20 protein-coding genes are annotated in these 19,721 nt (G+C 63.2%); 4 read left to right on the forward strand and 16 right to left on the reverse strand.

Annotated features, from left to right (window positions below; translation table 11 throughout):
- Window position 1: 1 nt before the first annotated feature.
- From trbL to trbB, 7 genes are read right to left on the reverse strand one after another with little or no spacing between them, the layout of a single operon-like run.
- Entirely contained in the window at window positions 2-1,366 is a 1,365-nt protein-coding gene (gene trbL, locus AC1D1N_RS29180) for a P-type conjugative transfer protein TrbL (RefSeq protein WP_477352690.1), read from the reverse strand.
- A gap of 2 nt (window positions 1,367-1,368) precedes the next feature.
- Window positions 1,369-1,686 (reverse strand): putative entry exclusion protein TrbK-alt, encoded by a 318-nt coding sequence (gene trbK-alt / locus AC1D1N_RS29185; protein WP_477352692.1) that lies wholly within the window; start codon window positions 1,684-1,686, stop codon window positions 1,369-1,371.
- An 11-nt stretch (window positions 1,687-1,697) separates the two neighbouring features.
- Window positions 1,698-2,456 carry a P-type conjugative transfer protein TrbJ gene (gene trbJ, locus AC1D1N_RS29190; protein ID WP_477352694.1) on the reverse strand — a complete coding sequence of 253 codons (759 nt, stop codon included), beginning with the start codon at window positions 2,454-2,456 and terminating at the stop codon, window positions 1,698-1,700.
- Window positions 2,453-4,903, reverse strand: coding sequence for a conjugal transfer protein TrbE (trbE, locus tag AC1D1N_RS29195; RefSeq protein ID WP_477352696.1), 2,451 nt, complete (start codon window positions 4,901-4,903; stop codon window positions 2,453-2,455). Before trbE ends, trbJ begins: the two co-directional genes overlap by 4 nt.
- Before the next feature lie 10 nt (window positions 4,904-4,913).
- Window positions 4,914-5,195 carry a VirB3 family type IV secretion system protein gene (locus AC1D1N_RS29200; RefSeq protein ID WP_135880879.1) on the reverse strand — a complete coding sequence of 94 codons (282 nt, stop codon included), beginning with the start codon at window positions 5,193-5,195 and terminating at the stop codon, window positions 4,914-4,916.
- On the reverse strand, window positions 5,195-5,527 hold the full coding sequence (locus AC1D1N_RS29205; protein WP_477352698.1) for a TrbC/VirB2 family type IV secretion system protein: 333 nt from the start codon (window positions 5,525-5,527) through the stop codon (window positions 5,195-5,197). Before AC1D1N_RS29205 ends, AC1D1N_RS29200 begins: the two co-directional genes overlap by 1 nt.
- Complete coding sequence (gene trbB / locus AC1D1N_RS29210) at window positions 5,524-6,507, reverse strand: P-type conjugative transfer ATPase TrbB (protein WP_436258439.1); 984 nt, start codon at window positions 6,505-6,507, stop codon at window positions 5,524-5,526. Before trbB ends, AC1D1N_RS29205 begins: the two co-directional genes overlap by 4 nt.
- A 387-nt stretch (window positions 6,508-6,894) precedes the next feature.
- Between trbB and AC1D1N_RS29215 the strand changes: the two genes are divergently transcribed.
- Genes AC1D1N_RS29215 through AC1D1N_RS29225 form a run of 3 tightly spaced genes read left to right on the forward strand, consistent with a single transcriptional unit; the run spans window position 6,895 to window position 8,979 of the window.
- The gene (locus AC1D1N_RS29215) at window positions 6,895-7,554 is read left to right on the forward strand and encodes an amino acid ABC transporter permease (RefSeq protein WP_477352701.1); all 660 of its coding nucleotides are present in this window, start codon (window positions 6,895-6,897) and stop codon (window positions 7,552-7,554) included.
- Window positions 7,544-8,203, forward strand: a complete 660-nt coding sequence (gene ehuD, locus AC1D1N_RS29220) for an ectoine/hydroxyectoine ABC transporter permease subunit EhuD (protein ID WP_436258437.1) — start codon at window positions 7,544-7,546, stop codon at window positions 8,201-8,203. Before AC1D1N_RS29215 ends, ehuD begins: the two co-directional genes overlap by 11 nt.
- Window positions 8,203-8,979 (forward strand): amino acid ABC transporter ATP-binding protein, encoded by a 777-nt coding sequence (locus tag AC1D1N_RS29225; RefSeq protein ID WP_436258436.1) that lies wholly within the window; start codon window positions 8,203-8,205, stop codon window positions 8,977-8,979. The genes ehuD and AC1D1N_RS29225 overlap by 1 nt, the downstream gene beginning before the upstream one ends.
- 71 nt (window positions 8,980-9,050) lie before the next feature.
- Here AC1D1N_RS29225 and AC1D1N_RS29230 read toward each other — a convergent pair whose 3' ends face one another.
- Together AC1D1N_RS29230 and AC1D1N_RS29235 are read right to left on the reverse strand one after the other, a co-directional pair.
- Complete coding sequence (locus AC1D1N_RS29230) at window positions 9,051-9,902, reverse strand: winged helix-turn-helix transcriptional regulator (RefSeq protein ID WP_477352703.1); 852 nt, start codon at window positions 9,900-9,902, stop codon at window positions 9,051-9,053.
- A gap of 190 nt (window positions 9,903-10,092) precedes the next feature.
- The gene (locus tag AC1D1N_RS29235; RefSeq protein ID WP_477352705.1) at window positions 10,093-10,851 is read right to left on the reverse strand and encodes a GntR family transcriptional regulator; all 759 of its coding nucleotides are present in this window, start codon (window positions 10,849-10,851) and stop codon (window positions 10,093-10,095) included.
- A 146-nt stretch (window positions 10,852-10,997) separates the two neighbouring features.
- Here AC1D1N_RS29235 and AC1D1N_RS29240 point away from each other — a divergent pair, with 146 nt between their 5' ends.
- Window positions 10,998-12,245: an enolase C-terminal domain-like protein gene (locus tag AC1D1N_RS29240; protein WP_436258433.1), complete on the forward strand. Its 1,248-nt coding sequence runs from the start codon at window positions 10,998-11,000 to the stop codon at window positions 12,243-12,245.
- Between the two features lie 192 nt (window positions 12,246-12,437).
- Here the strand turns inward: AC1D1N_RS29240 and AC1D1N_RS29245 are convergent, their stop codons facing one another.
- The 7 genes from AC1D1N_RS29245 to AC1D1N_RS29275 form a co-directional block, all read right to left on the reverse strand.
- Entirely contained in the window at window positions 12,438-13,487 is a 1,050-nt protein-coding gene (locus AC1D1N_RS29245; protein ID WP_436258432.1) for an L-idonate 5-dehydrogenase, read from the reverse strand.
- A complete protein-coding gene (locus AC1D1N_RS29250; protein ID WP_436258431.1) occupies window positions 13,484-14,890 on the reverse strand; it encodes a TRAP transporter large permease in 1,407 nt (468 codons plus the stop codon). Before AC1D1N_RS29250 ends, AC1D1N_RS29245 begins: the two co-directional genes overlap by 4 nt.
- Window positions 14,891-14,894: 4 nt before the next feature.
- A complete protein-coding gene (locus AC1D1N_RS29255; RefSeq protein WP_477352708.1) occupies window positions 14,895-15,467 on the reverse strand; it encodes a TRAP transporter small permease in 573 nt (190 codons plus the stop codon).
- Between the two features lie 84 nt (window positions 15,468-15,551).
- Window positions 15,552-16,526 carry a sialic acid TRAP transporter substrate-binding protein SiaP gene (locus tag AC1D1N_RS29260; protein WP_112560020.1) on the reverse strand — a complete coding sequence of 325 codons (975 nt, stop codon included), beginning with the start codon at window positions 16,524-16,526 and terminating at the stop codon, window positions 15,552-15,554.
- A gap of 55 nt (window positions 16,527-16,581) precedes the next feature.
- Window positions 16,582-17,301, reverse strand: coding sequence for a FadR/GntR family transcriptional regulator (locus AC1D1N_RS29265; RefSeq protein ID WP_436261909.1), 720 nt, complete (start codon window positions 17,299-17,301; stop codon window positions 16,582-16,584).
- Window positions 17,302-17,982: 681 nt separating this feature from the next.
- Window positions 17,983-18,906: a proline iminopeptidase-family hydrolase gene (locus AC1D1N_RS29270; protein WP_436258430.1), complete on the reverse strand. Its 924-nt coding sequence runs from the start codon at window positions 18,904-18,906 to the stop codon at window positions 17,983-17,985.
- A gap of 53 nt (window positions 18,907-18,959) precedes the next feature.
- Complete coding sequence (locus AC1D1N_RS29275; protein ID WP_436258429.1) at window positions 18,960-19,721, reverse strand: helix-turn-helix transcriptional regulator; 762 nt, start codon at window positions 19,719-19,721, stop codon at window positions 18,960-18,962.

Raw genomic sequence — 19,721 nt, forward strand, 5'->3', positions numbered from 1 at the left:
ATCATTTGCCTTCAGAAAGAGAAATCGAAGCTCCGCCGCCATGGCTGTCGCCGGCGCGTACTGCGTGGGCGGCGGCCTGGGCGCCATGAGAGAGGCGTTGAGAGCGCTGCAAGCGTCTGGCCCATTCCGGCTGTCCGTGAGTGCCGGATGGCTTGCCCGCGCCTGACGCCGCGGCTGACAACGCGGCGCCGCCGATCGTTCCCATGGTCGACGAACCGCCGGTGATTTCAGTCGCCGAACTGGCGCCGGAGGCGAAGCTGGACTTAAGCGACTGACCGGTGTTTGCGGCAGCACGCTTGAGGGGGGAGGAGGCTGCCGCAGCGCCAGCACGCGCAATGCCGCCCAAGCCGGAGGCGATGCCTGCCGCGCCAGATTGGCCCTCGGCGCCAAGCGTATAAGCGGCCAAGGCGCCGCCAGCGAGTGACGTGCCGCCACGCGCGGCTGACACCGCGCCCGAGAAAGCGGCTGTCCCACCTCGCGCCGCCAGGCCGGCCGCGCCATAGCCCGCAACCGCCATGCCGCCCGCGGCAAGGCCAGTCCCGACGGCCGCACCGGCGCCAAGCTGCGGTCCACCCGCGACGAGGCCGTTGGCGATGCCAGGACCGAAGATGCCGAGGCCAAGCAGCGACAGCGCCGCCAGCACGATCGCCATGGCCTGGTCGATGGTGGGGTTCTCGCCGCCGAAGCCTTGAGTGAATTCGCCGAAGAGCGTCGATCCGATGCCGATGACGACGGCAAGCACCAGAACCTTGATGCCGGACGAGATGACGTTGCCGAGCACGCGCTCGGCCATGAAGGCAGTCTTGCCGAAGAGACCGAAGGGGATCAGCACGAAGCCCGCCAGCGTCGCCAGCTTGAACTCGATCAGCGTCACAAAGAGCTGGACCGCCAAGATGAAGAAGGCGAGCAGGACGAGCGCCCAGGCAAAGAGCAGGCAAGCAATCTGGATGAAGTTTTCAAAAAAGGAGACGTAGCCCATCAAACCGGAGATCGCGTCAAGCAATGGTCGTCCCGCATCGAGACCGGTTTGCGCCACCTTGCCGGGGTGCAGCAGGTCCTGTGCCGAGAAGCCGGTTCCACTCGCCTTGAGACCAAGACCGGAGAAACTCTCGAACACGATTTGGGCGAGACCGTTCCAGTTGGATATCAGATAGGCGAAGACACCGACGAAGAGCGTTTTCTTGACAAGCCGCGCTAGGATGTCGTCATCAGCGCCCCAGCTCCAGAAGAGCGCGGCGAGCGTCACGTCGATGACGATCAGGGTGGTGGCGACAAAGGCGACCTCGCCGCCGAGCAGGCCGAAACCGCTGTCGATGTAGCGGGTGAAAGTGGCCAGGAATTGGTCGATGACACCGGTATTGCCCATATTTATCGGGCCTCATGCAGGGCCGCATCTGGCGCGTCCGGCTCGCCTATCGAACGCCCCGATGGCTCTTTGAGACCGAGGAAGCGATCGCGCCGTTCGGCCCATAGCCGGGCGCATCCATCGTCACGCAGGGCAGCCTCGCCGAGGACCTGGCAGCGGCGCAGACCATCGCGAAGAGGGTTCGGCATCGAGCCTGCGGTTGTGTGAGCGCCCTCGCCCGCCGGCTTGTTCTCGTTCCGGCTCATACCGAGCGCGGCTGCCGTGACGGCGGCCGCGACAAAGATGACAGCCACCGTGCGAGCGAGCGTTTTTCCGTCCATGGCCTTCGGCCTCAGCGGTTGAACATCTGGACCGAGCCGGCCTCGTAGCCGGAGCCTGGCGCCAGGAAGCGGCGGCGTTGCTCGCGGCCCTGATCGACCGCGGCGGCACGCTCGGCCTCAGTCAGAGCCTGGGCGCGGCCGTTGGCGGCGACCACAGCGGTCAGGTCCGCGAGCTGCTGGCCCTGGAGCGCAAGAAGCTGATTGCCAGCTTGCGTCGCCTGCAGCGCTCCCGTCGCCGATTGGCTGGCGCCGACCAGCGCCGACATCTGTGCGCGGCTGGACTCGATGTTTCCAACGACGCCCGCCTGGATCCGCATGGCGTCCTGAAGGCTGCCTACCGTGTTTTGCCAGCGCGAGCGCGCCTCCGTGACGAGCTCCTGGTCGGATGCAGAGAGCGACACGCTGCCGTATTGCTGCTGAAAGGCCTTGTCGACCTGCTGGACGTCGAAGGCGATGTTTTGTGCTTGCCCGAGAAGCTGTTGCGTGCGTTGCACCGACTGTTGCAGTTGCTGCAGCGAGGACAAAGGCAGGCTCGTCAGGTTACGCGCCTGGTTGATCAGCATCTGAGCCTGGTTCTGAAGCGAGGTGATCTGGTTTGTGATCTGCTGCAGCGAACGCGCGGCCGTCAGAACATTCTGGGAATAGTTCGATGGATCAAACACGATGAAGGCATACGCTGGGGCAGTCATCGTCGGCGGGATGGCGACCGGGGCGGCGAGCATCGCCGCGACCATAAGAAGGGCGCGTGGTCGGCTTTGACGAACAGTCATGGTTGGGAATCCTTTTCAGGTTCGGGCAGGGTGAGGTTGGGAATGAGGTCGGCGGCCCAGCCGACGTCACGGGCACGCAGCCAGGCCGCCAGGAAGCCGTGGCGGCCATGCTCGGCGATGATGCTGCCGATCAGGGCCTGATCGCTCTTCGAGGACGCGGCGCAAAGTGCCAGCCCGACCTCGGACAGGCCGAGCTCGAAGAGACGGTTGCCGCGACGGGACTGGCAGTAGTAATCACGCTTGGGTGTCGCTCTCGCCAGGATTTCGATCTGGCGGTCGTTCAGGCCGAAGCGCCGATAGATGGCGGTAATCTGCGGCTCAACCGCGCGCTCATTGGGCAACAGCAGCCGGGTTGGACAGCTTTCGATGATCGCCGGCGCGATGGCCGAATTGTCGATATCGGCAAGCGACTGGGTGGCGAAGACGACGCTGGCGTTCTTCTTGCGCAGCGTCTTCAGCCACTCGCGCAACTGCCCGGCAAACCCCTCGTCGTCGAGGGCAAGCCAGCCTTCGTCGATGATGAGCAGCGTTGGGCGCCCGTCGAGCCTATCGCCAATGCGGTGGAACAGATAGGACAGGACAGCCGGCGCGGCTTGCGTGCCCACCAGTCCTTCGATCTCGAACGCCTGCACGGAGGCCTGGCCGAGGTGTTCGGCCTCGGCGTCGAGCAATCGGCCGTGAGCGCCTCCGACACAGTACGGGCGCAAAGCCTGTTTCAGATCATTGGCTTGCAAGAGCACATTGAGCCCGGTAATGGTGCGCTCCTCGACGGGAGCCGAGGCAAGCGACGTCAGCGCCGCCCAGATATGCTCCTTTGCGTCCGGGGTGATCTGGATGCCCTCGCGCATCAGGATCGCGACGATCCAGTCAGCTGCCCAGGCGCGCTCGTACGTGTCATGAACCCGGGCGAGCGGCTGCAACGAAACGGAGGCGTCCACGCCTTCGGTGAGGTGCCCCCCGAGATCGTGCCAGTCGCCACCCATGGCGAGCGCAGCGGCGCGGATAGAGCCGCCGAAGTCGAAGGCGAATATCTGAGCGTTGCGGTAGCGACAGAACTGCAGCGCCATCAGCGCGAGCAGCACCGACTTGCCGGCGCCAGTGGGACCGACGACCAGCGTATGACCGACATCGCCGACATGAAGGACCAACCGGAACGGGGTCGAGCCTTCGGTCTTGCCGTAAAGCAAGGGAGGGCTGACCAGATGCTCGTCCCGTTCCGGCCCCGCCCACACGGCGGAAAGGGGCATCATGTGGGCGAGATTGAGCGTTGAGATGGGAGGCTGACGGACATTGGCATAGGCGTGCCCGGGCAAGGAGCCGAGCCAGGCATCGACGGCGTTGACGGTCTCGGCAATCGCCGTGAAGTCGCGGCCCTGGATGACCTTCTCGACAAGCCGCAATTTCTCGTCGGCAACGCGCGGGTCGCAATCCCAGATGGCGACGGTCGCGGTGACATAGGCCATGCCCGCCATGTCGGCGCCGAGCTCCTGCAACGCAGTGTCGGCGTCAGCCGCCTTGTTGGCGGCGTCGGTGTCGAGGAGGGCTGACGCTTCGTTGGTCATCACCTCCTTGAGGATCGAGGCGATGCTCTTGCGCTTGGCGAACCATTGCCGCCGTATTCTGGTCAACAGGCGGACAGCGTCGACCTTGTCGAGCAGGATCGCGCGGGTCGACCAGCGGTAGGGGAAGGCCAGCCGATTGAGGTCATCAAGCAGGCCGGGTGTCGTGGCGGTCGGGAAGCCGACAATCGAGAGCACGCGAAGATGCTTGTCGCCCAGTCGCGGTTCGAGCCCGCCGGCGAGCGGTTCATCGGCCAGCAGCGCATCGAGATAGATCGGCGTCTCGGGGACCCGCACCCGATGGCGTTTGGTCGAGATGGTCGAATGCAGGTAGGTGAGCGTTTCGCCGTCATCGAGCCAATGGCATTCCGGCATGAAACCATCGAGAAGGGACAGCAAGCGCTCTGTCCGGTCGACAAAGGCGCGCACGATCTCGCCCGGATCCGCGTCCGACTGGTCGCGACCCTCATAAAGCCACCCCTCGGCGCGCGTGGCGTCTTCGGGCGGTGGCAAAAACAGGAATGTGAGAAAGTAGCTCGATACGAAATGAACCCCCTCCTCGTCGAAATCGGCTTTGCGCTCGGCATCGAGCAGGCTGGAGGCCGCATTGGGAAACTGGCTCTCGGGATAGGAGGCGGCTTCGTGCCGCTGCGCTTCGACAAAGACGCTCCAGCCCGAGCCGAGGCGACGAAAGGCATTGTTGATGCGCGACGCCACCGCAACAAGCTCTGCCGCGACGGCGGAGTCGAGATCGGGGCCGCGAAACCTCGCGGTGCGCTGAAAACTGCCATCCTTGTTGAGCACGACGCCAAGCGCGACGAGAGCTGCCCAAGGCAGATAGTCGGCAAGGCGAGCAGCGGTCCGGCGGTATTCGGCAAGGCTCATCATAGCGGCGCCCTCAAACCAAAAGATGTCCAGGGAGACGCAGGTGTCGACGCCCAACTTCGAAAAACAGAGGATCGCGCCTGGCGGCCCATACCGCCGTGAGATGTCCGATTGCCCAGATGAGGAGACCGACCAGCCACAGCCGCAGCCCAAGACCGACAGCGCCCGCAAGCGTGCCATTCAGGATCGCGATTGCGCGCGGCGCGCCGCCGAGCAGGATCTGCTCCGTCAGCGCCCGGTGAACGGGCACCGTCCACCCCGGCACCGCGTCGAGCTGTTCAAGGGCGGTTGTCATCAGATCAGCACTCCGCCGCCGAACGAGAAGAACGACAGGAAGAAACTCGACGCCGCAAAGGCGATCGAAAGGCCAAAAACGATCTGGATGAGCCGCCTGAAGCCGCCCGAACTGTCGCCGAAGGCCAGCGTCAGGCCGGTGACGATGATGATGATGACGGCGATGATCTTGGAGACCGGACCCTCGACGGACTGCAGGATCTTTTCGAGTGGCTGTTCCCACGGCATCGAGGAGCCTGACGCGCGGGCGCTCGAGGCGACCAGGAGATTGACGGCAAGGGCGGTGGCCCCCGTGGCCAAGCGGCGGTGGCAGCGTACAAGGAGGCGGATCATGAGGTTTCTCCTGGGTTGATCGGTGTGGCTTCAGCAATGCGATAATCGCCGTCAGGGCCGAGACCCTCGACCCGGACGAGTTCGCTAAGCCGTCGCGCGGTGCCACGTCCGGACAGGACGGCGACGAGGCCGATCGTGTCGGCGATCAACGCACGCGGGACAGTGACGACGGCTTCCTGGATAAGCTGCTCAAGGCGGCGCAGGGCGCCGATGCCGGAGCCCGCATGAAGGGTGCCGATGCCGCCGGGGTGCCCGGTTCCCCATGCCTTCAGCAGGTCGAGGGCCTCGGAGCCACGCACCTCGCCGACGGGAATGCGATCGGGCCGCAGGCGCAGCGAAGAGCGAACCAGGTCGGCCAGCGTAGCGACGCCATCCTTGGTGCGCATTGCAACAAGGTTGGGCGCGGCGCACTGCAGTTCGCGGGTGTCCTCGATGATGACGACCCGATCCATCCCTTTCGCCACTTCGGCGAGCAGCGCGTTGGTGAGGGTGGTCTTGCCAGTCGATGTGCCGCCGGCGACAAGGATGTTCGCGCGACCGGCAACCGCGGCGCGCAATATCGCGGCCTGACCGGCGGACATTATGCCTGCCGCGACGTAGTCATCGAGCGTGAACACGGCGACGGCGGGCTTGCGGATCGCGAAGGCGGGTGCTGCGACGACAGGCGGCAACAGGCCCTCGAAACGCTCGCCGGTCTGCGGCAACTCGGCCGAGACGCGCGGGGAACGGGAGTGGACCTCGGCGCCGACATGATGGGCGACCAGGCGCACAATCCGCTCGCCAGCGGCAGGCGCCAGCATTTCCCCTGTATCGGCCAAACCTTCCGAAAGCCGATCCACCCAGATACGGCCATCCGGGTTCAGCATTATTTCAACGATCGCGGGATCGTCGAGAAACCGGGCGATGGCGGGTCCGAGCGCGGTGCGCAGCATGCGCGAGCTGCGCGCGCGTCCCTCGGTATCGTTGTGCGATGTAGCCATCCTGTCCCCGTTTGAGCCGGGAACGCGTCAAGCAAAGCCCGGTCGGGGACGATCAAAAGAGCCCTGAAGCGGTACGATTCAACGGGTTTCAGCCGTCATCGTAGCTTAGCGCGCAATTACCGGCCAACGGCGGTGCCGACAGCAGCCGCGCTATAATGTAAACTTTCGCAATAATATGTACATGTTTATTGACACCCGACTCACGCCGGGTTTATGAGAGAACCACCGATGGCCTGCTATAGGCGATCGTTCTTTCCACGGCGCGGAGGGTGTCATGAGGTCCGGTCCGGAGAGCGCGATTTCTCGGCGCAAAACCGCCCGCCTCAGGCACGCCGAAACGATACTGACATCGTCGCCGCGCGCCTCGACGAAGAGTGGTGCCACCCCGTGAGCATGAGCGAAATCTGGCTGGGCATTCTGCAAGGGCTGGGTATCACCGCAGAGGTCACGGCCTATGGCCTGGTCTTTGCGATCCCCTTCGCGCTCGTCTTCGGCGTCGCGCAGTTTCTGACCACCGGCATGACGCGCTTTCTGGTTACCGCCGTGATCGAATTCTGGCGTAGCTCAGCGGTCGTCGTCCTGCTCTTCTTCTTTTATTACGTGCTGCCGGTGATGGGGGTCACTCTGTCGGCGCTCACCGTCAGTGCATTGGTGCTCGGTCTCAACACCGGCGGCTATGCCAGCCAGGCGGTTCGCGCCGGGTTGCAGTCTCTGCCCGCCGGCCAACGCGAGGCGGGCATGGCGCTCGGCCTCTCGCGCCCGGCGATCCTGCTCCTGATCGAGCTGCCGCAGGCGCTGGTCGCGATGAGCCCGACCTTTGTCAACAACCTTATCCAGCTCGTCAAGGCGACGTCCCTCGTCTCGCTGGTCACGCTGACGGACATGACCTTCCGCGCCAAGGAAATCGCGCAGACCGACTACAACCCCGTGGCGATCTATTCGGCGCTGCTGCTGGCCTTCTTCGTCGTCTGTTATCCGATCGCGCTTGCAGGCCGCTGGCTCGAGGCGCGGGTCAGGCCTGAAAGAGGAACGCCGCGTGGGATTTAACTTCGATTTCGTACTATCGACCGTCCCGACGATCATCGGGGCGATCGGAACGACTCTGCTCGCAACGGTGTTGAGTTGTCTCGGCGCTTCGGCGCTTGGCTTCACTTTCGAAATGATCCGCCGCGGCGGCGGTGCGACTGGCCTCGCCGTCCGCTTCCTGATCGACTTCATCCGCTCGACGCCGGTTTTGGCCTGGCTCTATTTCCTCTATTTCGTCCTGCCCTTCTACGGGATCCGGCTTGGCGCCATGACAGTCGGCATACTGGGGCTGAGCCTGTACTACAGCGGCTATCTGGCGGAGGTGTTCAAAGCGGGCATCGACGCGATCCCAAAAGGCCAGCAGGAAGCGGCCAGAGCCTTGTCGCTCACCCGCCGCGACACGGTCGTTTTCGTCATCGCGCCGCAGATGTTGCGCAACGTCGCGGCACCGTTGGGCAACTATCTTGTTTCGATCCTCAAGGCGACGCCCTATCTCGCAGTCCTGGCCGTGCCCGAAATGCTCGGACGCGCCTTCGATATCGCTTCTGAAACCTATCGATACGCAGAGCCGCTGACCGTTGCCGGCATCCTGTTTCTCGCGCTAGCGCTGATACTTGGCTATGGCGTGAAGCGCATCGAGCAGCGCCTGCTTGCAGCTGGACGCCGCTGATGCTCGCTCAAACCCCTCCTCCAGTCCCAGCCGTTCAATCCATCCCTCATGTCCGGATCGACGGTCTCAACAAATGGTTTGGCGCCCTGCACGTTTTGAAAAACATCGATCTTTCCGTACGAGCGGGCGCACGCATCGTCGTTTGCGGACCGTCCGGCTCCGGCAAGTCGACCTTGATCCGCTGCATCAACGGTCTCGAGCCCTTCCAAAAGGGAACGATTCAGTTCGAAGCGGCAACTCTGGACAAAGATGGCCGCGATGCCGCGAAGGCGCGCCGGCAGACAGGCATGGTGTTTCAGAGCTTCAACCTGTTTCCGCACCTCACCGTGCTCGCCAACTGCACGCTGGCGCTGCGCCGCGTTCTCCTGAAACCGGCACGGGAGGCCGAAGAGATCGCCATGCACCATCTGACAGCGGTGCACATCCCCGAAAAGGCGCAGGCCTACCCGGCCCAGCTCTCGGGCGGCCAACAACAACGCGTGGCGATCGCGCGCGCGCTTTGCCTCAATCCCCGCATCATGCTGTTCGACGAACCCACCTCAGCGCTCGACCCGGAAATGATCAAGGAAGTCCTGGACGTCATGATCGCGCTGGCGGCAAGCGGCGTGACCATGGTCTGCGTAACCCATGAAATGGGTTTCGCACGCGAAGTCGCGGATGAGATCGTTTTCATGGACGAAGGCCGCATTGTCGAACATGCCTCGTCCAAGGACTTTTTCTCAACAGCCGCTCACCCACGCGCCCGGCTGTTCCTGGATACCATCCTGAGCCATTGAGAGCAGATGCGTGTGGACCGGCGTGCCGGCAATCGGCGCGCACGTGCCATATGCCGGAATCGCCGAGCAGGTCACCAGTCCGGCGCGAATGCGTAGCCAGCCGAGCGGACCGTCCGGATCACATCGCTTCCCACGGATGCCCGAAGCCTTTTGCGCAGCCTGGCTATATGGACGTCGACGCCCCGCACATCGGTTGCGGCGGCATGTTCAGGCCAGGCGGTCGCGACCAGTTCCTCGCGGCTGAAGACCTTGCCAGGCTGCCCCAAAAGGCTGCGCAAAAGCTTGAACTCGATCGGTGGCATCAGGATCTCGTTTTGCTTGAAGAATGTTCGGTGGGTCTGTCGCTCCAGCCGGAAATCGCCCTGCACCAACTCACCCGAGTCCGTTTCGCGCGATAGCTTCGCAAGGCGCGCTTTGCCATGCAGCCAGGCCAAAAGCTGTTCGGGGGGGAACGGCCGCGAAAAAATCTCGTCGACTCCGGCCTTGATCAAATCGAGATGCAGCTTGCCCGAACGCGGGGCAACCAGACTCACGACCGGCGTCCCTTTGGTTGCGGTGCTAGACTTCAGCCAGGCGCACTGCTTGACCACTGCACGGTCGCCTGGATGGCAGTCCATGACCACGGCAAGCGGGGTGGTCGCCGCGATGGCGCTTGCGATTTCCCGGTCTCCCGTAATCAGTCGAATCTCGAAGCCAGCTACCGAAAGTATGTGCCCGAAAACCAGGAAAAAATCCGGGTCCTTCGAGGCGATCAGGACCAGCGGCTTCATGAGTCCATCAACCGGGTTCGACGCATCATAGCGCTGACTAGCGCGCAAATGGGCGCGATGACAATATCCCTTGGTTTCTTTGAATCTTTTCGACCTTTCTGAGTCGCGCCTCAGCCCGAGTCTCGGGTGCTTATGGATAAAGCGGGAATGCATCGAGTGTAGACGGCGGCTTTGCGCCTCATGTCAGTCATTCCAACGATCCCGCCCGTACACCAAAAGCGGACATCGCGCGTGCCGAGGCAAGAGGCGAGACTACGCCCACGTCTCGGCAGTCTTCGACACGATCGCGGGATGTATTAGTCAGTGGGAGGCGCTTGGACTCAAGTCACCGATCTCCACCAAATCACCGCCCAAAAAGGTCAGGCCGCGCCAGGCTGAGCCCGTGCACGGTGCGCAACACTTCGCGCAGATGCGCCGTCATGCGGGCGCCGGCCTGCTTGACCTCGCCGGTCTCCACCGCCTCGAGGATCGCCACATGCTGGGCCAGGAGCGTCTCGAGATGGCCGGGCTCGGGCAGGCTGAGATAGCGCACGCGGTCCATCTGCAGCTTGACCACCTGGATGACCCGCCAACTCTTCGGCAGGCCGGCCTCCTCGCACAGGCTGCGGTGGAACGCCTCGTCGAGCTCGAGGAACAGGTCGCGGTCGCCTTCCGCCACAGCTTTCGCCTGCATGGCGAGGTTGGCTCTGACCGTAGCGACGAACCCCTCCGAGCCATGCCCGGCGAGTTTTTGCACAACCGACACTTCGAGCGCCTCGCGAATGAACTGCGCTTCCTCGACGTCGCTTAGCCGGATCGGAGCGACGAAGCTGCCGCGCTGCGGCAGGATGTCGATCAAGCCCTCATCCGCCAGCCGGATCAGCGCTTCGCGCACCGGCGTGCGGCTGACGCCAAGTTGCTGGGCCAAATCCTGTTCGCTCAAGGCTTCGGACGGCAGCATTACCAGCGTGGTGATGGCACGGCGCAGCCGCTCGTAGATCTGCGGCGAGATCGGCATCCGGTTGTTGACCGGCTCCAGCGTCCGCGACGGCTCACGCTGGCCGGCGCTCCTCACCTTGGCAGCGTTACCTGAAAACCTGGTCTCCCCCGAAATCTTCCCCATGACGAATCCATTCTGCGACTGCCACTGCAGCTCCGTGATGACACCTGCGCACACCGCAACTCAAGCGCCAAGGGACAATTCCAGCATCATTGACATACTACCATGGTAGTGCGCAAGATGCCATTAAACTAGGGAGAGGAGCCGGCATGAAGATCACGGACATCAAAGCCACCACCGTCACCGTTCCGCTGGAAGCGGCATTGCGGCACAGCAACGGCACGCATTGGGGGCGCTTTGTCCGCACCGTGGTCGAGGTCGAGACCGACGAAGGCATCGTCGGCCTCGGCGAAATGGGCGGCGGCGGCGCTGGCGCCGAGCTGGCCTTCGCCGGCTTGAAGCCCTACCTCGTCGGTCACGACCCCTTCGATCTCAACCGCATGCGCTACGCCATCTGCAATCCGACGGCGTCGCTCTACAACAACCGCACGCAGCTCCACGCAGCGCTCGAATTCGCTTGCCTCGACATCATCGGCAAGAGGCTCGGCGTGCCGGTCTACCAGTTGCTTGGCGGGCGCGTGCGTGACAGCGTCGGCTTCGCCTCCTATCTGTTCTTCCGTTATGCCGACCGCCGCAGCGGCAAGGGGGAGGTGCGTACCATCGAGCAATTGCTCGACCATGCCCGTGCCCTGAAGGCCGAACACGGGTTTTCCGCCCACAAGCTCAAGGCCGGTGTGTTTCATCCCGACTACGAGCTGGAGTGCTTCAGGGCGCTCGCCGCGGAATTCCCTGGCGACACGCTGCGCTACGATCCCAACGCCGCCCTGTCGGTCGAAGAGGCACTGCGTTTCGGCCAGGCCATCTCGGACCTCAGGAACGACTATTTCGAGGACCCGACCTGGGGCCTGGCCGGCATGCGCCGCTTGCGCGAAAAGCTCTCCATTCCGCTCGCCACCAACACCATCGTCATCGATTTCGAACAGCTCGCCACCAATGTGCGCGATCCGGCCGTCGATGTGATCCTGCTCGACACCACCTTTTGGGGCGGCATCCGCGCCTGCGTGCGCGCCGCGCATATCTGCGACACGTTCGGCCTCGGCATCGCGGTGCATTCCTCGGGCGAGCTCGGCATCCAGCTCGCCACCATGCTGCATCTTGGTGCCGTGCTACCCAATCTCGTCTTCACCGCCGACGCGCACTACCACCATCTCGCCGACGACATCATCGTCGGCGGCAAGATGCGCTACGAGAACGGCGCCATCGCCGTGCCGGAGGCGCCGGGCCTCGGCGTCGAACTCGATCGCGACAAGCTCGCAACCTATGCCGAGCTCTACCGCTCGCTGGGCGGCTATGCCTATGACCGCGATCCCGGCCGTCCCGGCTGGTATCCGCTCTTGCCCAACACCAAGTTCGCCGACCATCGAGACGCCGCCGCGCCCGATCTCGGGCTGGGGTGATTTTTTCGTTCGAAATGGTCGGCGGAGGACGCTATGACCGCTGCCGTCTTCGTTACTAAAGTTCTCTTCCTTGATCCGGGATTCAGGTCCTCCTGACCCCCTGCCTCGCGGCACCGGCGGCTGCTTTTGCTTTCAATGCCCGAACACCAATGGCGACGCCAGGCGATCCCAGCGCCGCAGCATGCGCCCCGGTCACTCTGCAGTCAGAACAACCTTGACGCTTTGGGAGCGGTCGGCGGCGAGGCGGAAGGCCTCGGGCGCGGACGAAAGGACGCGTTCGGCGGTAACCAGCTTCAAGACGTCGACTTCTCCATCGACGATGAGAGCGACCGCCTGATTGAATTCGGCGTCGAAACGGAATGACCCCTTCAGGTCGATCTCCTTGGCCATGACGGTGTTGGCCGGTACCGGGATCTGGCCGCCCGGCAGATTGCCGACCTGGACGACGACGCCGCCGCGCCGGACGCTGGCGATCGCCGCGGTGAGGCCGGCCGCGGTGCCTGATATTTCGAAAGCAATATCGAATGGTCTGTCGGCGGCAAGCGCCTTGAGTTCGGCATCTCCGCCGGAAAGATCGATCGTCTGATCTGCACCCAGCCGGGTGGCGAAGGCGAGCGGCGCCGCGGCTATGTCGGCGACAGTTATCCCGCCACAGCCTTTGAACCTGGCCGCGAGCATGGTGAGAAGTCCGATCGGCCCGGCGCCAAAGAGGATGACATTCCTGTCAGCGATCGCGCAGGCTCGCGCCACTGCGTGCAGGCTGACGGCGAGCGGCTCGGCGAGCGCCGCCGCTTGATATGCCACATGCTGCGGGATCTTGATGCATTGCGCCGGCGTGGCGTCGAAGACGCTGGCGAACCCCCCTTGCATATGCGGCGTCCTGGAAGCCGAACCCATGAAGTAGATGTTCTCGCAGAGATTGGCGCGGCCTTCGGCGCATCGCGCACAGTGCCCGCACCATCGCGAGGGGTTGACCGCAACGCGGTCACCGATGGCAAGTCCGGACGCTGCTGCGTTGATCTCGACAATCTCTCCAGCAACCTCGTGACCAAGTACGAGCGGAGATGTGACGACGAAATCGCCGGTCCGGGCATGGCGAAAATAGTGCAAGTCGGAGCCGCATATGCCGCCAGCGCCGAAACGCACGCGCACCATGCCCGACGCAAGGGGTTCTAGCGGACGCTCCACCAAGCGCAGGTCTTCGGGGCTGAACAACGTCGCAGCGATCACATTGCCGGTCATTTGATCAGTCCCATTTGTGTCGGCAGCCACAGCGTGATGGCCGGAATGAAGGTGATCAGGATCAGCGCGACCAGCAACGGCACGAGCCAGGGCAGGATCGCCATCGTCGTGCGCTCGACCGACAGCTTGGCGATCCGCGAGAGAACGAACAGCACCATGCCGAGCGGCGGATGCAGCAGGCCGATCATCAGGTTGAGCGTCATGATCAGGCCGAAGTGCACGGGGTCGATGCCGTACAGGACGACGATGGGCAACAGGATCGGCACGAGGATGGTGATCGCGGCGATGGTATCGAGAAAGCATCCCACCACCAGCATCAGGATGTTGATCAGAATCAGGAAGACCCATTTGTTCTCTGTCAGCGAGGTGATGAATATCGAGAACATCTGCGCCGCTTGGCTGACGGTTAGCAGCCACGCGAAGATCGACGCCGCGGTGACGATGAACAGAACCGACGCCGTCGTCTCAATCGTGTCGAAGCTGGCCTTGGCCAGCGTTGCGAAAGTCATCGTGCGATAGCGCACGAGCCCTAGGAACAGCGACCAGATGACCGCGGCCATGGCCGCCTCGGTTGGCGTGAACCAACCCATTGTCATGCCGCCGATCAGGATGATGGGCGTCATCAAAGCCATCACGGCGGAGAAGTCGAAATACCAGTCGCAGGCGATCAGAACCGCGAGAGCGATGCCGACGGAGATGTTGAGCGACAACCCGGCGCTGACCAATATGTAGACAAGGACCGGAAAGCAGGCGACGACCAGGATCTCGAGAGACGCGGCGCCGAGTTTGCGCAGTTCGAACGGCGTGTCGGAGCCCCAGCCGCGGCGATAGGCGAAGATGGCGACGGTCGCCATCATCAGCACCGTCATGACGACGCCGGGCAGGATGCCTGCCATGAACAGCGCACCGATGGAGACGTTGGCCATCATACCATAGATGACAAAGGGCAGCGACGGCGGAAAAATCGGGCCGAGCGTCGAGGATGCCGCGGTGACGCCGACCGCCGCCTCGACCGGATAGCCGTGATCGCGCATGGCCTTGATCTCGATCGTGCCGATCCCGGCAGCATCTGCGAGGGCCGCGCCGGACATGCCAGCGAAAACCACCGATCCGATAATGTTTACCTGAGCGAGGCCGCCTTTCATCCAGCCTACAAGCGCCAGCGCGAACGAATAGATGCGTCCGGTGACGCCGGCGATGTTCATGAGATTGCCGGCAAAGATGAAGAAGGGCACGGCGAGCAGCGGAAAACTCTCGACGCCGGCGATCATGCGTTGCGCGGCGATGATGTCGGGCGCCACACCGTAGAAGACGAGGTAAAGCAGCGACGAGACGGCCATCGACACGGCGACGGGCACACCGATTAGCATGAGGACGAGAAAGGCACCGATCAAAAGCAGCATCGCCTTACTCCCCCAACCCGTCGAATGCGGCGGGGCGCTCGAGCACCGAGTAGCCGCGGCGAACATTGCCGACGAAAACCTGGACCGCGCGAAGCATCATCAGCACGAAGCCGGCGAACACGGAGTAGAAGACGATGTTGCGCGGCACGTTGATCGTGACCATCCGCTCGCGGTGGACGATCCCGACATAGCGCCACAGAAGCCAGGACATGTAGGCGAAAAAGCCGATGGTGATCAGGTTCACCGCAAGCGCCAGATAGCGCCCGACCCGCGCCGGTAGATAGTGGTAGAGCACATCGACCTGGATGTGGCGCGACATGCGGGTGCACATCACGGAACCCAGAAACACGACGACGACAAGGCAGTTGATCGCGATCTCTTCGGTCCAGGCATAGCTGTTGTTGAGGACATAGCGGGTGAAGAACTGCAGGAAGACGCAGAACGACATGCCCCAGAACACGGCGAGCGTAGCCCAGTCCTCGACTGCGTAGCGAGAGAGGTCGACGGGCGCGGTCTCCTCCTCGAAGGCATGCGCCAGTTCTTCGGCTGTCACCGGGTTGTGAATCTCTTCAGTCATCGGCATGGCTCCGGGTTGAACGACCTGCGCTGTCATTGTCCAAACCGGTCCGGACGCATATACGCCGGACCGGTTTGAAAGCGATTACTTGATGGCGCGGATCGCCTCCCAATCTGCCTTGCGGTAGCCGAACTCCTCGAACGTCACTTTTTCCATCACGTTCTTCTCGAAGTCGGCCCGATCGACTTCGGTGACGGTCAAGCCGCGGTCCTTGAAGGTCTGAACGAGGGCCTTCTCGCGATCCACGATGATCTTGGTGGCGCGCGCGGCGGCTTCCTGCATCACTTCGGTGAAGATCGCCTTGTCCGCGTCAGAGAGCTCGGCCCAGCGCGATTTCGACACGATCGTGTTGAGATGGTCGACGATATGACCGGTCAGGACGATGTGCTTCTGCACCTCGTAGAATTTCTTCGCGTCGATCGTCGTCAGCGGGTTTTCCTGTGCCTCGACCGTGCCCTGCTGCAGAGCCAGATAGACCTCGGCGAAGGCGATCGGCGCAGTGTTGGCACCGCAGGCGCGCGGCATTGCGAGGTAGGCCGGCACATCTGGCACCCGGATCTTCAGGCCCGCCATGTCCGCGCATTTCGCGATAGGTCGGTTCGAGGTGGTATGGCGCGTGCCGTAGTAGGTCGTTGCTGTGATGTGATGGCCGGATGCTTCCTCGTAGCCGCCGGTCAGTTCCTTGTATTTGTCGCTTTTCGCGTAAGCGAGCAGGTGGTCGGCGTCGCGGAAGGTGAACGGAAAATAGGTCACCCCGATCGGCGGGAATTCGCGCGCCGCGAAGCTTGATCCGGAAATGATGATGTCGACCGTGCCCAGGGTCAGACCCTGATTGATATCGGCTTCCTTGCCGAGTTGGGACGCCGGAAACACGTCGATCGTATAGCGGCCGTCGGTGCGCTTCTTGATTTCTTCTGCCGCCCACACGGCCTCCGTGTGGAAGGGCTCGGACGTTTCATACACATGCGCCCATTTCAACGCCGTTTGTGCCGAGGCCGAAGCCGTGGGCAGAGCGATCGTGGCGATCGCGAAGAGCAGTGCGGTATACCTTGAAAACATCTTCATTCCTCCCTGTGATTGGACCGATGACGGCCGGATCTCCTCCCGGCCGGTTCTATTCCGCAACCTCCATGGTTGCGGGGCTCTCACCGAAATTGCGTGAGAATCGAAGTTGCGACCGACGCAGATGCTCCTGCATCGCCGCCTTTGCCCTTTCCGGATCGCGCGCCGCAATTGCGTCGCGCACCGCGCGATGCTCTACCGCGGCGGCCCGCCAAGAGTCCTTGTTCTCGAAATAGCTCGAGAGACGTTCGAAATAGGGGTTCATGCGCTGGTCGAACATCTCGCCGATAAAACGCACTAGCACCGCGTTGCCGAGGATGCCCGCCACCGTCGTATGGAATTCCCGGTCAAGCATGATGGTCGTCGTGGCGGGCAGGCTTATGTCGTCCATCCGGCGCAGCGCATCGTCCAGCAGATCGAGATCGGTCGGCCGAACCTGGAGAGCGGCTTCCGCGGCGATCGCACCTTCGATGAACTCCCGCGCCCGCAGCAGTTCGAACGGGCCTTCATCCGTTTCTGCGGCGAATATTTCGGCGCGCGGCGGGGCAGTGACGTAAATGCCGGAGCCGACGCGAATGCGTATGCGGCCCTCAACCTCGAGCGCAATTAGCGCTTCACGGACCGTCGGACGCGAGATCCCCAACTGGTCGGCCAATTCCCGCTCCGTCGGCAGACGATCGCCAACGCCAAACTCGCCAGAGCCGATCAACTGCCTCAGTTGATCGGCGACCTGTCGATAGAGCCGACGCGGCTCAACAGCCTGAATAGGCATCGCTCCCTGCTCCCGAAGTCGTCTGCTATCCAATTTGGTAAATTGGTCTGGCCAATTGACCTTTAGCTTGTGCGCAGCACGAGTCAAGAGCGATGTAAGGGTCTTCATCGGTCTCAGCGGAGCCGCGAATCTGTGCTAAGCCGCCGCCCAACCACCAAAGAACGACACCTGTGAGCGAACTGACCGTGGCTGAGGCGAAAGGATGCTTCGCTCCGGGCGGACAATCTAAAGCGCGCCGTTGTTCGGCAGATCCCGGCGGTTTACCAACGGAAGTTGGGACTGCGCCGCATCTCAGTCAATCCATGACGTTCCGCCCGAATGCGAAGCGGAGGCAATAGGCCCGAACCGCATCGGTTGAAGCCGAGGTAGCGTGCGATCACCTGAGAAGGTGACGGTCAGCCGATATCTCCGCTCTGCAAGATGGCAGCTTTCTTACCTTCGTGTCCCGAAAACTGCCTGGCTGCAATCGGCCCAATTCCCGCCGGCGCGCCATCACAACGGCCGCTCGGCACCTCGAATTGACCTTCAGCCTGCGATATGAAGGTCCTGGGTGGATATGTCCGCGCCGGCGGTCCATTTAGAGGCAAGCCACGCTAATCCGGCTCGAGCTGCCGCCGTCGCCGCGACCTCGGGGAAGTGCAAAAAGTTGCATCCCGCGTCCCAATGCTTGCCGGTTGCACCTCAGTCCTGCGTCTTGAGGAAGTCCGAGACAGTGCGCATGCAGAGCTCCCGCTCCTCGACATGCGGCATGTGGCTCGAATGCTCGAACAGTACCCATCGAATACCCGGAACGCGCTCCACATAGGGTCGAACTACCTCGGGCGTGGCCTCGTCGTGGCGGCCCGAAATCAGCAGTGTCGGTACCGCGATGTCGGGCAGCCGGTCCTCGATGGTCCAGTCCTTCATCGTGCCGATGACGTGGAATTCGGTCGGGCCGTTCATGTTGCGGTAGACCGTGTTGTCCTCGTCCATGATGGCGAAGGTTCGCGCCACCTCCGGCGGCCATGGGACGACCCGGCAGACATGTCGGTCGTAGAACACGCGCGAGGCTGCTACATATTCAGGATCGGTGATCGTGCCGGCGGCCTCGTGCCGTGTGAGCGCATCCTGGACGTCGGCGGGCAGTTCACGGCGCAGCCGATTGGCCTCGGACACCCAGGTGCGCATGTTGGCCGGCGAGTTGGCGATCACCAGGGCCTTGAGGCCTTCCGGCCGGCGCACGGCATGCTCGGCGCCGAGCATGCCGCCCCAGGACTGGCCAAGGAAGGCGTAGCGCTGCTCGATCCCGAGCGACCGCAACAGCGTATCGAGTTCGTCAAGGAACAGGTCGACCGTCCAGAAGTCTGGTCCCTTCTCCGGCAGCCGAGTGGAGTTGCCATTTCCAAGCTGGTCGTAGTGTATCACGGCCCGGCCATCGAGAGCCGCGATGTCCTTGAAAGTGTCGACATAGTCGTAGGTGCAGCCTGGTCCCCCATGGGCGACCACCAGGGGGAGCCTCGGCGAATCTAGGTTGCCGGCGATGCGGTACCAGGTGCGGGAGCCGCGAAACGCGACATGGCCTTCCTTCGCTTCCGTCACGGCGGCTGTCCTCGTTGCGGCGGGCATCGTAGGGCGAGCCTGCCCGAGGCGGCAGCTATGAAAAGTAATAGGTCTCTTCGTCAGTTGTCGAGCAGGCGGAAATGCGCGGCGCGAACGACGGCCTGCGTTCGGTTCCTGGCGCCCAGCTTCCTGGCGGCGGCCGTGAGGTGCATGACGACCGTAGGAACCGAGCGCCCGATGACGCGCGCGATCTCCTTGGCAGAGAGCCCATGTGCCGAATGGCGGAGACACTCGCGCTCACGCTCGGTCAGCGCCGGCAGTCGCGGACTGAGGGCCGAGCGGTTGTAGTAGGCGTAGGCCGCGTCATGGAAGACATGCGCGAGCAGGCCGAACTGGGCGATGCTTCCGGGATCGCGCGGAACATCTTGTCCGGCGCCGAAACGTACCCCGGTGACCGTGGCATAGCCGCCGCGCGGCATATGAATGGGGATCGTCACGCCTCGGGTGAGATCGCGCTCTCGCAGATATCGCGCCACCGGCTCCGTCGTCTCGTTGAGTAGCGCGCGTATTTCCGTGTCGGCTCCATCGTCGTAGTTCCAGGCGAAGGGTCTGGAACAGTGCGCGGCGACGAGTTGCACGGGATCGATGCGGAAGTAGCCGCGATCGCACCAATAGTCGTACATGTCGTCATCGATGTTGCGCAGCTTAAGCATCGACGGGATCATGATCGAGCCGTCGAGGTCGTAAGGCACGGGCGTATAGTCGTATATCAAGGCCTCGTAGCCGAGTCCGCGCATCGCTACGAACGCCTCGTCGATGCAACCGTCCAGGGTGCCATGGCGAGCGAAGCGCCGCCTGATCGTAGTGATTTCGTCCAGCAT

This window comes from Mesorhizobium sp. P2_B5, from assembly GCF_056404775.1.

Bases quoted from the DNA above. Each gene is read 5' to 3' on its own strand.
- AC1D1N_RS29275 (WP_436258429.1), bottom strand. From the start codon at position 19,721: ATGCTGGACGAAATCACTACGATCAGGCGGCGCTTCGCTCGCCATGGC.
- AC1D1N_RS29245 (WP_436258432.1), bottom strand. From the start codon at position 13,487: ATGACCGGCAATGTGATCGCTGCGACGTTGTTCAGCCCCGAAGACCTG.
- AC1D1N_RS29205 (WP_477352698.1), bottom strand. From the start codon at position 5,527: ATGATCCGCCTCCTTGTACGCTGCCACCGCCGCTTGGCCACGGGGGCC.
- trbL (WP_477352690.1), bottom strand. From the start codon at position 1,366: ATGGGCAATACCGGTGTCATCGACCAATTCCTGGCCACTTTCACCCGC.
- AC1D1N_RS29270 (WP_436258430.1), bottom strand. From the start codon at position 18,906: ATGCCCGCCGCAACGAGGACAGCCGCCGTGACGGAAGCGAAGGAAGGC.
- AC1D1N_RS29260 (WP_112560020.1), bottom strand. From the start codon at position 16,526: ATGTTTTCAAGGTATACCGCACTGCTCTTCGCGATCGCCACGATCGCT.
- trbJ (WP_477352694.1), bottom strand. From the start codon at position 2,456: ATGACTGTTCGTCAAAGCCGACCACGCGCCCTTCTTATGGTCGCGGCG.
- AC1D1N_RS29230 (WP_477352703.1), bottom strand. From the start codon at position 9,902: ATGCATTCCCGCTTTATCCATAAGCACCCGAGACTCGGGCTGAGGCGC.
- AC1D1N_RS29200 (WP_135880879.1), bottom strand. From the start codon at position 5,195: ATGACAACCGCCCTTGAACAGCTCGACGCGGTGCCGGGGTGGACGGTG.
- trbB (WP_436258439.1), bottom strand. From the start codon at position 6,507: ATGGCTACATCGCACAACGATACCGAGGGACGCGCGCGCAGCTCGCGC.
- AC1D1N_RS29225 (WP_436258436.1), top strand. From the start codon at position 8,203: ATGCTCGCTCAAACCCCTCCTCCAGTCCCAGCCGTTCAATCCATCCCT.
- AC1D1N_RS29235 (WP_477352705.1), bottom strand. From the start codon at position 10,851: ATGGGGAAGATTTCGGGGGAGACCAGGTTTTCAGGTAACGCTGCCAAG.
- AC1D1N_RS29250 (WP_436258431.1), bottom strand. From the start codon at position 14,890: ATGCTGCTTTTGATCGGTGCCTTTCTCGTCCTCATGCTAATCGGTGTG.
- AC1D1N_RS29240 (WP_436258433.1), top strand. From the start codon at position 10,998: ATGAAGATCACGGACATCAAAGCCACCACCGTCACCGTTCCGCTGGAA.
- trbK-alt (WP_477352692.1), bottom strand. From the start codon at position 1,686: ATGGACGGAAAAACGCTCGCTCGCACGGTGGCTGTCATCTTTGTCGCG.
- AC1D1N_RS29265 (WP_436261909.1), bottom strand. From the start codon at position 17,301: ATGCCTATTCAGGCTGTTGAGCCGCGTCGGCTCTATCGACAGGTCGCC.
- AC1D1N_RS29255 (WP_477352708.1), bottom strand. From the start codon at position 15,467: ATGACTGAAGAGATTCACAACCCGGTGACAGCCGAAGAACTGGCGCAT.
- trbE (WP_477352696.1), bottom strand. From the start codon at position 4,903: ATGATGAGCCTTGCCGAATACCGCCGGACCGCTGCTCGCCTTGCCGAC.